General features: G+C 61.4%; 11 protein-coding genes. 7 read left to right on the top strand and 4 right to left on the bottom strand.

Features of this window, described 5'->3' with window-relative positions; translation table 11 throughout:
- The first annotated feature begins 113 nt into the window (after nucleotides 1-113).
- Both rlmM and tusA read left to right on the top strand, forming a co-directional pair.
- Nucleotides 114-1190, top strand: a complete 1077-nt coding sequence (gene rlmM, locus PSH94_RS07865) for a 23S rRNA (cytidine(2498)-2'-O)-methyltransferase RlmM (RefSeq protein WP_181078039.1) — start codon at nucleotides 114-116, stop codon at nucleotides 1188-1190.
- Between the two features lie 133 nt (nucleotides 1191-1323).
- Entirely contained in the window at nucleotides 1324-1569 is a 246-nt protein-coding gene (tusA, locus tag PSH94_RS07870; RefSeq protein WP_034096464.1) for a sulfurtransferase TusA, read from the top strand.
- On the opposite strand, the gene PSH94_RS07875 is transcribed toward tusA, so the two are convergent.
- A complete protein-coding gene (locus PSH94_RS07875) occupies nucleotides 1566-2960 on the bottom strand; it encodes an MATE family efflux transporter (RefSeq protein ID WP_266248472.1) in 1395 nt (464 codons plus the stop codon). The two genes, tusA and PSH94_RS07875, sit on opposite strands and share 4 nt — an antisense overlap.
- A gap of 140 nt (nucleotides 2961-3100) precedes the next feature.
- On the opposite strand from PSH94_RS07875, the gene pdxB reads away from it, so the two are divergent.
- Nucleotides 3101-4243 (top strand): 4-phosphoerythronate dehydrogenase PdxB, encoded by a 1143-nt coding sequence (gene pdxB / locus PSH94_RS07880; protein WP_181078043.1) that lies wholly within the window; start codon nucleotides 3101-3103, stop codon nucleotides 4241-4243.
- A gap of 58 nt (nucleotides 4244-4301) precedes the next feature.
- Here pdxB and PSH94_RS07885 read toward each other — a convergent pair whose 3' ends face one another.
- The gene (locus PSH94_RS07885; protein WP_181078044.1) at nucleotides 4302-4475 is read right to left on the bottom strand and encodes a PA1571 family protein; all 174 of its coding nucleotides are present in this window, start codon (nucleotides 4473-4475) and stop codon (nucleotides 4302-4304) included.
- A gap of 208 nt (nucleotides 4476-4683) precedes the next feature.
- On the opposite strand from PSH94_RS07885, the gene PSH94_RS07890 reads away from it, so the two are divergent.
- Complete coding sequence (locus PSH94_RS07890) at nucleotides 4684-6492, top strand: ABC transporter ATP-binding protein/permease (protein ID WP_305437033.1); 1809 nt, start codon at nucleotides 4684-4686, stop codon at nucleotides 6490-6492.
- A 132-nt stretch (nucleotides 6493-6624) separates the two neighbouring features.
- On the opposite strand, the gene PSH94_RS07895 is transcribed toward PSH94_RS07890, so the two are convergent.
- On the bottom strand, nucleotides 6625-8553 hold the full coding sequence (locus PSH94_RS07895) for a transglycosylase SLT domain-containing protein (RefSeq protein ID WP_305437035.1): 1929 nt from the start codon (nucleotides 8551-8553) through the stop codon (nucleotides 6625-6627).
- Nucleotides 8554-8766: 213 nt separating this feature from the next.
- On the opposite strand from PSH94_RS07895, the gene PSH94_RS07900 reads away from it, so the two are divergent.
- Entirely contained in the window at nucleotides 8767-10686 is a 1920-nt protein-coding gene (locus PSH94_RS07900) for an ATP-binding cassette domain-containing protein (protein ID WP_253511287.1), read from the top strand.
- A 127-nt stretch (nucleotides 10687-10813) separates the two neighbouring features.
- On the opposite strand, the gene PSH94_RS07905 is transcribed toward PSH94_RS07900, so the two are convergent.
- The gene (locus PSH94_RS07905; protein ID WP_181078051.1) at nucleotides 10814-11254 is read right to left on the bottom strand and encodes a universal stress protein; all 441 of its coding nucleotides are present in this window, start codon (nucleotides 11252-11254) and stop codon (nucleotides 10814-10816) included.
- 106 nt (nucleotides 11255-11360) lie between these two features.
- Between PSH94_RS07905 and PSH94_RS07910 the strand changes: the two genes are divergently transcribed.
- Complete coding sequence (locus PSH94_RS07910; protein WP_305437038.1) at nucleotides 11361-11798, top strand: hypothetical protein; 438 nt, start codon at nucleotides 11361-11363, stop codon at nucleotides 11796-11798.
- A gap of 377 nt (nucleotides 11799-12175) precedes the next feature.
- Nucleotides 12176-14323: a fatty acid oxidation complex subunit alpha FadB gene (fadB, locus tag PSH94_RS07915; RefSeq protein ID WP_266248482.1), complete on the top strand. Its 2148-nt coding sequence runs from the start codon at nucleotides 12176-12178 to the stop codon at nucleotides 14321-14323.
- The last annotated feature ends 2 nt before the right edge of the window (nucleotides 14324-14325 follow it).

Here is a 14325-nt window from a genome sequence, read left to right on the forward strand (position 1 = left end):
CTAATAACTGGACTCTATGGTTAAGTCCAAGGTTCCGAACTCGGCTATCATGCGCGCGTTTTCATGACAGGCATTGCGATAGCGCAATGTCGGTCGAGTCACCAGGAGAGTTGATGAACACCCTTTTTATGCACTGCCGCCCAGGGTTTGAAGGCGAAGTCTGTTCCGAGATCGCCGAGCTTGCCGCGCGCCTGAACGTATCCGGCTACGCCAAGGCCAAGACCGGCAGCGCCTGCGCCGAATTCGTCTGCACCGAAGAAGACGGCGCCCAGCGCCTGATGCACGGCCAGCGTTTTGCCGAGCTGATCTTCCCGCGGCAATGGGCGCGTGGAGTGTTTATCGACTTGCCGGAAACCGACCGCATCAGCGTGATCCTTGCCCACCTGCGCGAATTCCCGGTGTGCGGCAGCCTGTGGCTGGAAATGGTCGACACCAATGACGGCAAAGAGCTGTCGAACTTCTGCAAGAAATTCGAAGTGCACCTGCGCAAAGCCCTGCTCAATGCCGGCCGGCTGGTGGATGACCCGAGCAAACCGCGCCTGCTGCTGACCTTCAAGAGCGGCCGCGAGGCGTTTATGGGCCTGGCCGAATCGAACAATTCGGCGATGTGGCCGATGGGCATCCCGCGTTTGAAGTTCCCACGTGAAGCGCCGAGCCGCTCCACGCTCAAGCTGGAAGAGGCCTGGCACCACTTTATTCCTCGCGACCAATGGGACGAGCGCCTGCATGGCGACATGACCGGCGTCGACCTCGGTGCCGCGCCCGGTGGCTGGACCTGGCAATTGGTCAACCGTGGCATGCTGGTGACCGCCATCGACAACGGCCCGATGGCCGAGAGCCTGATGGACACCGGTCTGGTGCAGCACCTGATGGCCGACGGTTTCACTTTCGTGCCCAAGCAGCCGGTGGACTGGATGGTCTGCGACATCGTCGAGAAACCCGCGCGTAACGCGGCGCTGCTGGAGACCTGGATCGGCGAAGGGTATTGCCGCGAGGCGGTGGTCAACCTCAAGTTGCCGATGAAACAGCGCTATGCCGAGGTCAAGCGCCTGCTGGAGCGCATCGAGGAAGGCTTCAAGGCGCGTGGCATTCGTGTGGAAATCGGCTGCAAGCAGCTGTACCACGACCGTGAAGAAGTGACGTGCCACCTGCGTCGGTTGGAAAGCGTAAAGAAACCCAAGGCCCGCTGACTCACCGCTCAAAATGTGGCAGCGGGCTTGCCCGCGAAAGCGGTATAACTGTCGAAATTTATGTTGAATGTGCCCGCGTCTTCGCGAGCAAGCCCGCTCCCATAAAAGATCGGGTTGGTTTTAGGAGTGAAATATGAGTCTTGAATTGCCCGTCGACGCCACCCTCGACGCCACCGGCCTCAACTGCCCGGAACCGGTGATGATGCTGCACCAGCACATCCGTGACCTGCCGGCAGGCGGCTTGCTCAAGGTGATCGCGACCGACCCGTCGACCCGTCGCGATATCCCCAAGTTCTGCGTGTTCCTGGACCACGAACTGGTGGAGCAACAGGAGCAGGCCGGTACCTATCTGTACTGGATCCGCAAGAAAGCCGATTAGCCCCGTGCCTTGTCGGCCCGAATGCGCCGGCGTGCACTGCGCGCCAGGCGCACCAGCAGCATCCCCGCCGCACAGCTCAAGCCTACGATCAGCCCTTGCCACAAACCGCTCGGGCCGCTGGGTTCGCCGAGCCAATCGGTCAGCCCCAGGGCGTACCCCACCGGCAGCCCCACGCCCCAATAGGCAAACAGCGTCAGTACCATAGTCACCCGCGTGTCCTGGTAGCCGCGCAGCGCACCGGCGGCGGTGACCTGGATCGAGTCCGAGAACTGGAACAGCGCTGAGAACACGATCAGCGTGGACGCCAGGTGAATCACCACCGGGTCCGGGGTGTAGATACTTGCGATCTGTTCGCGCAACAGCAGCATCAGGCTGCAGGACAGGCAGGCGTACGCCAATGCCGTGCCCATGCCGACCCCGGCGGCGAAGCGCGCTTCACGCGGCTCGCCACGTCCCAGGGCCTGGCCGACGCGCACGGTGACCGCCATGCTCAGGGAGTAGGGGATCATAAACACCAGGGAACTCACGTTCAGCGCGATCTGATGCCCCGACACCACGGTGGCGCCCAGGCTGCCGAGCAGCAGGGCGATTACCGCGAAGATGCTCGATTCGGCAAAGATCGCCACGCCAATCGGCAGGCCAATGCCCAGCACGCGCTTGATCACCGCCCACTGCGGCCAGTCGAAGCGTTTGAACAGTTCGCTGCTCTGGTAGGCGGCGCCCCAGCGCGTCCAACCGGCCAGGCCGAGCATCATCACCCACATCGCGATGGCCGTGGCCCAGCCGCAGCCCACGCCGCCCATGGCCGGCACGCCAAAATGACCGTAGATGAAGATGTAGTTCAGCGGAATATTCAGCCCCAGGCCGACCAGGCCCATGACCATGCTTGGCCGGGTGCGGCCCAGGCCGTCGCTGAAGCAGCGCAGCACGTAATACAGCGCCACCGCCGGCATGCCCGCCGCGATGCCATGCAGGTAGCCCATGGATGGCGCGATCAGGTCGGGTTCGACCTTCATCGCATGCAGGATCGGTTCGGCGCACAGCAGCAACAATGCGCCGATGGCCCCGACGACCACCGCTAACCACAATGACTGGCGTACCAACGGGCCGATCTCACTGAACCGGCCCGCTCCGTAACGCTGGGCGACCTTCGGCGTGGTGGCCAGCAGCGTGCCGGTCATCAGCAGGTACACCGGGATCCAGATCGAATTGCCCAGGCCCACCGCCGCCAGATCCTGCGGGCTGACGCGTCCGGCCATCACCGCGTCGACAAAGCTCATGGCGGTGGTCGCCAGTTGGCCGATCATGATCGGCAGCGCGAGCGTCAGCAGGTCGCGCACTTCCCGGCTGATGCGGGCGGGGCGGGTGAGGGGAGCGGTGGCAGTGTTCACGTACAGGTGTCCAGTCGAGAGGTGCGCAAGGACCGCGGATTCTACGCCTTGACGCAACGGTCAGGAAAAAACCTGTGTTAGGGATTTGTAAGCGATGCCCGCGATCCCTGTACACTGCCTGTCCGCCAAAGGAGCCCGCCATGCTGATTGTTGCCGACGAAAATATCCCCCTGCTCGACGCATTCTTCCAAGGGTTCGGCGAGATTCGCCGTGTGCCCGGCCGTTCCATCGACCGCGCGACCGTCGAGCAGGCCGATGTGCTGCTGGTACGCTCGGTGACCAACGTCAACCGCGCTTTGCTTCAAGGCACATCGGTGCGGTTTGTCGGCACCTGCACCATCGGCACCGACCATTTGGACCTGGATTACTTCAAGCAGGCCGGTATCCAGTGGGCCAGCGCCCCCGGCTGCAATGCCCGCGGCGTGGTGGACTATGTGCTGGGCAGCCTGCTGACCCTGGCCGAGATCGAAGGTGTGGACCTCACCCGGCGCACCTACGGTGTGGTCGGCGCCGGTGAAGTGGGCGGGCGCCTGGTTCAGGTGCTCAAGGGCCTGGGCTGGAATGTGCTGGTGTGCGATCCGCCGCGCCAGATCGCCGAGGACGGCGACTATGTCAGCCTGGCGCAGATCATCGAGCAGTGCGACGTGATCAGCCTGCACACACCGCTGATCAAGTCCGGCAACGGCTCTACCTGGCACCTGTTCGACCGTCAGCGTCTCAACCAGCTCAGGCCCGGCGCCTGGCTGATCAACGCCAGCCGTGGCCCGGTGGTGGACAACGCCGCGCTGCGCGAGGTGCTGTTGGCGCGCGAAGACCTGCAAGCCGTGCTGGATGTGTGGGAAGGCGAGCCTGAAGTCGACGTGGCACTCGCCGACCTGTGCGTGCTGGCCACGCCGCATATCGCCGGTTACAGCCTGGACGGCAAACAACGCGGCACGGCGCAGATCTATCAGGCGTTCTGTGCCCATCTGGGCCAGGCACCGAGCATTCAGCTGAGCGATCTGCTGCCGCCTCCGTGGCTGGCCGAAGTGCACCTGAACCCAGCCACGGAACCGGCCTGGGCGTTGGCGACCTTATGTCGCAGCGTGTACGACCCGCGCCGTGACGACGCGGATTTTCGCCGTAGCCTGGTCGGCACGGTGCAGGAGCAGCGCCTGGCCTTTGACCGGCTGCGCAAACATTACCCGCAGCGTCGCGAGATCGAGGGGCTCAAGGTGCGAATCAACGGCGAGTCGGCAGAGCTGGCGCGCATTGTCAGTGCTCTGGGCGCCCAACAGCTGTAGGAACGCGGCGCATAAAAAACCCGGCCACCGGGGCCGGGTCTGAAAGAGCGTGGGCGTTTCAGCCTTGCTGGGCAGGCTTGACCAGTCGCTGTTCCAGCTCGCTGCAGGCGCGCTGGATCATTTCTTCGGTAATCTGCACTTCGTCACCCTTGGCGTCGATGTACGAGCAAGGCAACGCCTGTGGCTGGCGGATTACGTCAATCTTGGCATCGCTGCTGTGTTGCAAGGACATGGCCTGTCTCCTCATCAGGTTGTGTACCTACTTTAATTCCCCCGCGTGACCGAGCTATTACAACTCCTTACAAGATCACCGGTTCGAACGACCAGTCCACCAGAAACCGCCGAGGATTTCCAGCCGGGCGTTAGACCGATAGCATCTAGTGGCCAGTATCGGCGGGCATAATTAACCTGACTCATTGTTATTCGCCCAAGTTCCCCCCATGTGGGTGTGTACAGGTTCCTCATCGGTGACGCCCTCCATGCTCTCAGTCCGACAACGCCGCGCGATTCGCCTGGCCAGCCGCTTCATTGCGCCCTACCGCTGGCAGGCCTTCGGTGCCTTGGTGGCGCTGATCGTCACCGCCGGCATTACCCTGTCCATGGGGCAGGGTATCCGTCTCCTGGTGGACCAGGGTTTCATGACCCAGTCACCGCACCTGCTCAACCAGTCCATCGGCCTGTTTATGCTGTTGGTTGTGGGGCTGGCGGTCGGCACCTTCGCGCGGTTTTATCTGGTGTCGTGGATCGGCGAGCGAGTGGTGGCGGACATTCGCCGGCAGGTGTTTAACCATTTGATCTATCTGCACCCCGGTTTCTACGAGAACAACCGCAGCTCGGAAATCCAGTCGCGGCTGACCACGGACACCACCTTGTTGCAGTCAGTGATCGGCTCGTCGCTGTCGTTGTTCCTGCGCAACGCGTTGATGGTCATCGGCGGCATCGTGCTGTTGTTTGTCACCAACCCTAAACTCACCAGCATCGTGGTGGTGGCACTGCCGCTGGTGCTGGCGCCGATCCTGATCTTCGGTCGGCGTGTGCGCAGCCTGTCGCGCCAGAGCCAGGACCGCATCGCCGACGTGGGCAGCTATGTGGCTGAGACCCTCGGCCAGATCAAGACGGTTCAGGCCTACAACCACCAAGTACAGGATGAGCAGCGTTTTGCCGTCACCGTCGAACAGGCGTTCAACACCGCGCGCAAACGCATTGCCCAGCGTGCCTGGCTGATTACCCTGGTGATCATGCTGGTGCTCGGTGCCGTGGGCGTGATGCTGTGGGTCGGTGGCATGGACGTGATCAGCGGGCGCATCTCCGGCGGCGAACTGGCGGCATTCGTGTTCTACAGCCTGATCGTCGGCAGCGCCGTCGGCACCCTGAGTGAAGTGCTCGGCGAGCTGCAGCGCGCCGCCGGTGCGGCGGAACGCATCGGCGAGCTGTTGCAGTCGAACAACGAAATCCAGGCGCCCGCCACGGGCCTCGTAACGCTTCCAGAACGGGTCAGTGGCCGCATGGAGCTGCAGGATCTGCGTTTTGCCTACCCTTCGCGGCCGGACAGCTACGCCATCGATGGCCTGAACCTGACCATCAACCCCGGCGAAACCCTGGCGCTGGTAGGCCCCTCCGGTGCAGGTAAATCGACGCTCTTCGACCTGTTGCTGCGCTTCTACGACCCCCTGCAGGGCCGCATCCTGCTTGAAGGCCAACCGTTGACCAACCTCGACCCAACGGACCTGCGCCGCCACTTCGCCCTGGTATCCCAGAGCCCGGCGCTGTTTTTCGGCAGTGTCGAGGAGAACATCCGCTACGGTAACCCGGATGCCACCCGCGAGCAGGTCGAAGCCGCCGCTCGGATCGCCCACGCCCACGACTTCATCCTGCAAATGCCCGACGGCTACCAGACCCACCTCGGTGATGGCGGCCTGGGCCTCTCCGGCGGCCAGCGTCAACGCCTGGCCATCGCCCGCGCGCTGCTGGTGGACGCGCCGATCCTGCTGCTGGACGAAGCCACCAGCGCACTCGACGCCCAAAGCGAACACCTGATCCAGCAAGCGTTGCCGCAGTTGATGCAGGGCCGTACCACGCTGGTTATCGCGCATCGGTTGGCGACGGTGAAGAACGCTGATCGCATCGCCGTGATGGACCAGGGCAAGCTGGTGGCGGTGGGCACCCATCAGCAGTTGATTGCGAGCAATCCACTGTATGCGCGGTTGGCGGCGTTGCAGTTCAGTGATGGGGAAGAGTCGGCCAGTTAGGCGATTGTTGGCGGTGATCAGCTCCCCTGCCACAGGATGGGGAACGTGTGGAATCGACCCTCCATAAAAAATGCCCGCATAGTCCAATGCGGGCACTTATCTTGGCGCTTCAGCGGGTGACTGCTTCAGCGTTCACTGATCATCAAAATACCGCTCATGCCAATCCACCAACGGCTGCGGCGAGTTGAGCTTCTGCCCGTATATCACCGAATAAGACAGCACGTTCTGCACGTATTGGCGGGTTTCGTCAAACGGGATGCTCTCCACCCATACGTCGAAACTCAGGTGATCGGCCCCGCGCAGCCACTGGCGTACTCGGCCGGGGCCGGCGTTGTAGGCGGCGGAGGCGAGCACGCGGTTGCCATTGAACTGGCTGTGCACTTGGCTCAAGTAAGCGGCGCCCAGTTGGATGTTTTTATCCGGGTCCAGCACTTGGGCCGGTGAGGCCAGCGGGATGCTGAACTTACGCGCGGTGTCCTTGGCGGTGCCGGGCATCAGCTGCATCAGGCCGCTGGCGCCGACGCCGGAGCGGGCGTCGTCCATGAAGGCGCTTTCCTGGCGGGTAATGGCGAACACCCAGCTTGAATGCAGCCCCCGTACCTTGGCCTCACGCACCAGGGTGTCGCGGTGAGCCATCGGGAAACGAATGTCCAGGTCGTCCCAGTACTGCGCCTGGCTGATGGTGCGGATGGCCGGGAAGTACCACTTCATGTCGTAGGCCAGCTTGGCCTGGGCGACCATTTCGTCGCGGTTGAAATGACGGCTGACGTGGTACCACTCGCGGCGCCCGTCGACCACCTGGCCTCGCGCATAGAATTCCAGGGCGCGGCGTACGCCGGGGGTGTTACGTACCTTGTTGACCAGCGCCTGGCTCATCAACAGTGGCTTGTTTTTCAACTGGTAGGGGGCCTTGGAGCGATCGGCGGCAAGGAAGCCGTAGAAATCCCGTTCCTGAGCCAGATTTTTATACAGCACCAGCGCTTGCGGGTTTTTCGGCTCGGCCAGCTCCAGGCTGCGGGCCTGCCAGTAGCGCCAGCGGTTGCTGGTGGCCAGGTCCTGCGGGAGTTTGCGGGTCAGCTGGTAGGCATCTTCCCAGCGAGCCAGGCGCAGCAGCAGGCGCAGGCGCCATTCGGAGACGGTGTTGTCGCGCAGCTCCGGGTCGTATTGGGTCATTACTTCAAGCGCGCGAGGGTCGAAGCGTTTGGCCAGGGTCAGCCCGATTTCGCGGGCGATCGCCACTTTTTCGTCACGTGAGAAGTGCATGCTGCTGGCATAGCCATCCAGCAGCGCCATGGCCTTGTCCGGGTCTTGACGGGCCAGGCGACGCAGGCCCAGGCCCACGGCGTCGGACATCGCCTCGGTGGCCGGCAGGAAGCGCGACGGGTCGCTGAGCATGTCCGGCTTTTGGGCCACGTCCACCATCAGACGCCCTTGGGCGCCGAGGGTCGGCAGGGTTTTCACCAGGCTGTTGGCCAGGGCGTAGTTGCGTGCTTCGGCGGCCAGCTTGGCGCGGTCCCAGATTTTCTGTTCGGTAAGTTGGCCGTCGGCGGCCCATTGACCAAAGGTGACATCGCAGGCGGCCGGCTGGGATTTGCCGGTCATCCACAGTTTTTCGGCGGTTTTGTAACCTTCCGCCTTCAAGTTGTGTGTGAGCTGGTACTGGCCGTGCAGGCAGTCCAGTTCAACGAAATTGAGTTTGGGGTCGTAGTACTTTTCAAACGTCTGCCAGTCGCCCCGATCGGCCAGCCAGCGCAACCAACGCAACTTCATCCAGTTGGCCTGGGGCAGGTCGCCGTTCTTGGCCAGGAACTGTTCGATTTCCTCGTTACTGGCGGTCTTCAGGCGTGCGGTCAGCTCGTCGTAGGCCAGATATGGCGTCAACGGGTAATCGGCCAGGGCCTGGCTGTATTGCATGTAGGGGCCGGTATCGCCTTTGGCCAGGGCGCGTTTGGCTTCATCGTAATATTGACGTTGGGTGGTGAGGTCCACGGCCTGGGCGGATTGAACGGCGGTGGTGGAAAGAAGCAGACAAGATAAAAAGTTGAAAAGGCGACTGCGCATGAGACGTCCGTGCAAAGAAATCACGACTAGCACCGGCACCGCCGACACTGATTGCCCCTAGCTTAGCCTTTTGCCAGCGGCCGGTGAAAGCTTTGCCGGGCGCTTCCTGCAAGTTCGCCGGAAATGTCCTACAGAACGTGTCGACAGCGAAAATGCCGGCCGCATCCCACCCTCAACTCAGGTAGAATGCGCGCCCAGTTTTTGGAGAAGCGTATGACCCTGCTCAAATTCAGCGATGTGTCCCTTGCTTTCGGCGCTATGCCGTTGTTGGACAAGGTGTCCTGGCAGATCGCCCGTGGTGAGCGGGTGTGCATCATCGGCCGCAACGGCACCGGCAAATCCAGCATGATGAAGCTGGTCAAGGGCGATCAGAAGCCCGATGACGGCTCCGTTTGGCGCGCGCCGGGCCTCAAGATCGGCGAATTGCCCCAGGAGCTGCCGGTGGCCGACGGACGGACTGTGTTCGACGTGGTTGCCGAAGGCCTGGACGGTGTCGGTGAGTTGCTTGCGCAATACCATCACCTGGCGCAGAACTGCGTCACCGAGGAAGACCTGGACAAGCTGATGCACGTCCAGCAGGACCTTGAAGCCCGTGACGGCTGGCGCCTGCAGCAGTTGGTGGACAGCACCTTGAGCCGCCTGCAACTGCCGGCCGACAAGACCCTCGCCGAATTGTCCGGCGGCTGGCGTCGCCGCGTGCTGCTGGCCCAGGCGCTGGTGTCCGAACCCGATCTGCTGCTGCTCGACGAACCGACCAACCACCTGGACATCGGCGCCATCGCCTGGCTGGAAGAAGCCCTCAAGGATTTCCAGGGTGCGGTGCTGTTCATCACCCACGACCGTTCCTTCCTGCAGAACCTGGCGACGCGCATCCTGGAACTGGATCGCGGCGGCCTGATCGATTGGAACGGCGACTACGCCAGCTTCCTGGTGCACAAGGAAGCCGCGCTGGCCGCTGAAGAAACTGCTAATGCGTTGTTCGACAAGAAGCTGGCCCAGGAAGAAGTCTGGATTCGCCAGGGCATCAAGGCGCGCCGCACCCGTAACGAAGGTCGCGTGCGTGCGCTCAAAGCCTTGCGCGTTGAGCGCAGCGAACGTCGCGAGCGTACCGGCAAGGCCAATATCCAGTTGGATACCGCCGACAAGTCCGGCAAGCAGGTGATGGTGCTGGAGAACGTCAGCTTCCATCACCCGGACGGCCCGTTCCTGATCAAAGACTTCTCCATGGTCCTGCAGCGCGGCGACCGTATTGGCCTGCTCGGCGCCAACGGTACCGGCAAGACCACCTTGCTCAAGCTGATGCTCAATGGTCTTAAACCGACCAGCGGCACGGTGGAAGAGGGCACGCGCATTGACGTGGCCTACTTCGACCAACTGCGCCATCAATTGGACCTGGAAAAAACCGTGATCGATAACGTGGCCGAAGGCCGTGACTTTATCGACATCGACGGTCAGAGCCGCCACGTGCTGAGCTACCTGGGCGACTTCCTGTTCAGCCCGCAGCGCGCACGTACCCCGGTAAAAGCGCTGTCCGGTGGTGAGCGTGCGCGTCTGCTGCTGGCCAAGCTGTTCAGCAAGCCGGCCAACCTGCTGGTGCTCGACGAACCGACCAACGACCTGGACGTGGAAACCCTTGAACTGCTGGAAGAGGTGCTGTTGACCTTCAACGGCACTGTGCTGATGGTCAGCCACGACCGGGCATTCCTCGACAACGTGGTGACCAGCACGCTGGTGTTCGAAGGCGAAGGTAAGGTGCGCGAGTACGTCGGGGGTTACCAGGACTGGCTGCGCCAGGGCGGCTCTGCGCGTCTGCTGGGCGTGACCGAAAGCAAATCCGGCAAAGCCGACCTGACCTCCGCTGTGGTGGCTCCCGTGGAAGCTGCTGCCCCGGTGCAGGAAGCCGCACCGGCCGCCAAGAAGAAACTCAGCTACAAGCTGCAGCGTGAGCTGGAAGCCTTGCCCGGTGATATCGATGCCAAGGAACAGCAGATCGCCGCAGTAGAAGCGCAAATGGCTGACGCGGGTTTTTATCTGCGGCCTGCGGCGGAAACCGCCAAGGTCATCGCTTCGCTGGAGACGTTGAATCAGGAGTTGGAGGCGTTGGTCGAGCGTTGGGCTGAATTGGATGCCTGATTGATCTACAGGCCATAAAAAGCCTGGTGTTCATCTGATGAGCACCGGGCTTTTTCATGTGAAATACGGTTTAAATGGGGGAGGGGGCACGTCGCACCGCCCCGCCCACATTTCGTCTTCAGCGTCCTTAAGTATTTTTAACCAGCTTCACCGCCAACACATCGCACGGCGCGCCGTGCAACACATCATTGGCAGTAGAGCCGAGCAGCAACGCCAGGCCGTGGCGGCCATGGCTGCCGACCACGATCAGGTCACAGCCGTGTTCCTTGGCCAGGTGGTGGATCTCCTGACGCGGTTGGCCGTAAGTGAGGTGGGAGTTTTCCTTGGTCACTTCGGGATATTTGACGATCAGGCGATCGAGACGCTCCTTGGCCTGGTCGAATTGTTGCTGCTGCAGTTGGGAAAGGTCCATGGGAACGTCGCCGCCGAAGGCCATGGCCATGGGTTCGACGATATGCACGAGGGACAGTTTGGCGCCGCTGGCGACTGCGAAAGCTCGTGCGCGCTTGATCACTGGATCGCACTCTTCGGTCAGATCTACAGCGACCAGAATATGTTCGTACGACATGAGGCGTTCCTCCAGGGGGACTGCAATAAATTAAGTATGGCTGGTTTCAAGCGGATGGGGTTGCGTCAGGTCAAATCCGCTCATCAGAAAAATCGGGAGTACAGATATGACGGTCTGGATAGTGGTGTCAATCCTTGTAGTGGTATTGAGCCCCCTGGCATGGCTGCGCCCGTCGCGTCATCAGAGTGGGCGCATGGCCTTGCGCATGGAGGCTCGCCGCATGGGGTTGGCCATGCAATTGGCGCCCCAGGAATGGCCGCACTGGCTCAAGCAGGAGCCGCCGAGCCCTTGCGCCCAGTACTGCCGGCCACGACGCGGCGCTACGCCGGCCATTTGGAGTTACTGGCAACTGGAGCCGGGCGTGTGGGTTAATCAATGGCGAGAAAACTGCGTGGATGAGAAGTTGTTGCCGCATTTTTCAACGCTGCCGGCCAATGTCTACAAAGTCCAAGCCGACAAGCAAATGATCGCCTTGTATTGGGGCGAGAAGGGCGACGCGAAGGTTTTGCAGGACATTGATGCGCTGCTTAAAGCGTTGGCCTGATGCTCAAGTTGGCATTTTAAGCGGGGAGCTTACTGCGCGCCCCTTCGCGCCCTTGCCGACTATTGATTTCGTGAATAATTGAATATTGACGAGGCGCAGGCCTAAGGTTGGGGTTCTGAAATGACTGGAAAGTCGCGTTTTTCCTAGCCTTTGGAGCGATTGACAATTGCCCGGAATTGGATGAAGGTGGCGTACCCAAATCAAACGGGCGTATGAATTGAGCGTTTGTCTGTCAGACCGCTCGTACAGAATCCCGACTATCGCATTGGCGGGTGTGCCTGGCGGATTGGCATGAGCATTGACCTCACCGTCAGTGTCCAACCAGAGGCCAGCGTCCGATGTGTACTGTTCAGCTTCCATATCGTGGAGATCAGTTGATGATTTACGAAGGTAAAGCCATCACGGTTAAGGCTCTTGAAAGTGGCATCGTCGAATTGAAATTCGACCTCAAGGGTGAGTCCGTCAACAAGTTCAACCGTCTAACCCTGAACGAACTGCGTCAGGCCGTAGACACCATCAAAGCAGATGCTTCGGTCAAGGGCGTGATCGTCTCCAGCGGCAAGGACGTGTTCATCGTCGGCGCTGACATCACCGAATTCGTCGACAACTTCAAGCTGCCCGATGCCGAGCTGGTGGCTGGCAACCTCGAAGCCAACAAGATTTTCAGCGATTTCGAAGACCTCAACGTCCCGACGGTTGCCGCGATCAATGGCATCGCGCTGGGCGGCGGCCTGGAAATGTGCCTGGCGGCGGACTTCCGCGTCATGTCGGCCACCGCCAAGATCGGTCTGCCTGAAGTTAAGCTGGGCATCTACCCAGGTTTCGGCGGCACCGTGCGTCTGCCGCGCCTGATCGGTGCGGACAATGCCATCGAGTGGATTGCCGCCGGCAAGGAAAACCGTGCCGAAGACGCACTGAAAGTCGGTGCCGTGGACGCTGTGGTTGCCCCGGACAAACTGGCCGAGGCCGCGCTGAACCTGATCAAAGGCGCCATCAGTGGCGAATTCGACTACAAGGCCAAGCGTCAGCCCAAGCTGGAAAAACTCAAGCTCAACGCCATCGAACAAATGATGTCGTTCGAAACCGCCAAAGGTTTCGTCGCTGGCCAGGCGGGCCCGAACTACCCGGCGCCGGTTGAAGCCATCAAGACCATCCAGAAAGCCGCGAACTTCGGTCGCGACAAAGCCCTGGAAGTGGAAGCGGCGGGCTTCGTCAAACTGGCGAAGACCTCGGCTGCCCAGAGCCTGATCGGCCTGTTCCTGAACGATCAGGAGCTGAAGAAAAAGGCCAAGGCCTACGACGAAATCGCCAGCGACGTGAAGCAGGCTGCCGTACTCGGCGCCGGTATCATGGGCGGCGGTATCGCCTATCAATCGGCGTCCAAAGGCACGCCGATCCTGATGAAAGACATCAACGAACACGGTATCGAGCAGGGCCTGGCGGAAGCCGCCAAACTGCTGGTGGGCCGTGTGGATAAAGGTCGTATGACCGCAGCGAAAATGGCTGAAGTGCTTAATGGCATTCGTCCTACGCTGTCCTACGGTGATTTCGGCCACGTCGACCTGGTGGTCGAGGCGGTCGTCGAAAACCCGAAAGTCAAACAGGCCGTATTGGCTGAAGTGGAAGCGCAGGTCAAGGAAAACACCATCCTGGCCTCCAACACCTCGACCATTTCCATCTCGCTGCTGGCCAAGGCCCTCAAGCGTCCGGAAAACTTCGTCGGCATGCACTTCTTCAACCCGGTACATATGATGCCGTTGGTGGAAGTGATCCGTGGCGAGAAGTCCAGCGAGCATGCGGTGGCCACCACCGTTGCCTACGCCAAGAAAATGGGCAAGAACCCGATCGTGGTCAACGATTGCCCGGGCTTCCTGGTCAACCGCGTGCTGTTCCCCTACTTCGGCGGTTTCGCCAAGCTGGTCAGCGCCGGCGTGGACTTCGTGCGCATCGATAAAGTCATGGAAAAATTCGGCTGGCCCATGGGCCCGGCGTACCTGATGGACGTGGTTGGCATTGACACCGGCCACCACGGTCGCGACGTGATGGCCGAAGGCTTCCCGGACCGTATGAAAGATGACCGCCGCTCGGCTGTTGACGCGCTGTACGACGCCAAGCGCCTGGGCCAGAAGAACGGCAAGGGCTTCTACGCCTACGAGGCGGACAAGAAGGGCAAGCAGAAGAAAGTCGCCGACCCTTCGGTGCACGAAGTACTCGCCCCGATCGTCTACGAGCAGCGTGAAGTGTCCGACGAGGACATCATCAACTGGATGATGATCGCCCTGTGCCTGGAAACCGTGCGTTGCCTGGAAGATGGCATCGTCGAGACTGCCGCCGAAGCCGATATGGGCCTGGTGTACGGTATTGGTTTCCCTCCATTCCGTGGTGGTGCGCTGCGTTACATCGACTCGATCGGTGTGGCCGAGTTCGTTGCCCTGGCTGATCAATACGCTGAGCTGGGCCCGCTGTACCACCCGACCGCGAAGCTGCGTGAAATGGCCAAGAACGGCCAGAGCTTCTTCGGTTAAGC

This window comes from Pseudomonas sp. FP2254, from assembly GCF_030687695.1.
Lineage (GTDB): Bacteria > Pseudomonadota > Gammaproteobacteria > Pseudomonadales > Pseudomonadaceae > Aquipseudomonas > Aquipseudomonas quebecensis.

Excerpts from the sequence above, each read along its gene's own strand:
- rlmM (WP_181078039.1), top strand. The coding sequence starts at position 114 with ATGAACACCCTTTTTATGCACTGCCGCCCAGGGTTTGAAGGCGAAGTC.
- tusA (WP_034096464.1), top strand. The coding sequence starts at position 1,324 with ATGAGTCTTGAATTGCCCGTCGACGCCACCCTCGACGCCACCGGCCTC.
- pdxB (WP_181078043.1), top strand. The coding sequence starts at position 3,101 with ATGCTGATTGTTGCCGACGAAAATATCCCCCTGCTCGACGCATTCTTC.
- PSH94_RS07885 (WP_181078044.1), bottom strand. The coding sequence starts at position 4,475 with ATGTCCTTGCAACACAGCAGCGATGCCAAGATTGACGTAATCCGCCAG.
- PSH94_RS07890 (WP_305437033.1), top strand. The coding sequence starts at position 4,684 with ATGTGGGTGTGTACAGGTTCCTCATCGGTGACGCCCTCCATGCTCTCA.
- PSH94_RS07895 (WP_305437035.1), bottom strand. The coding sequence starts at position 8,553 with ATGCGCAGTCGCCTTTTCAACTTTTTATCTTGTCTGCTTCTTTCCACC.
- PSH94_RS07900 (WP_253511287.1), top strand. The coding sequence starts at position 8,767 with ATGACCCTGCTCAAATTCAGCGATGTGTCCCTTGCTTTCGGCGCTATG.
- PSH94_RS07905 (WP_181078051.1), bottom strand. The coding sequence starts at position 11,254 with ATGTCGTACGAACATATTCTGGTCGCTGTAGATCTGACCGAAGAGTGC.
- PSH94_RS07910 (WP_305437038.1), top strand. The coding sequence starts at position 11,361 with ATGACGGTCTGGATAGTGGTGTCAATCCTTGTAGTGGTATTGAGCCCC.
- fadB (WP_266248482.1), top strand. The coding sequence starts at position 12,176 with ATGATTTACGAAGGTAAAGCCATCACGGTTAAGGCTCTTGAAAGTGGC.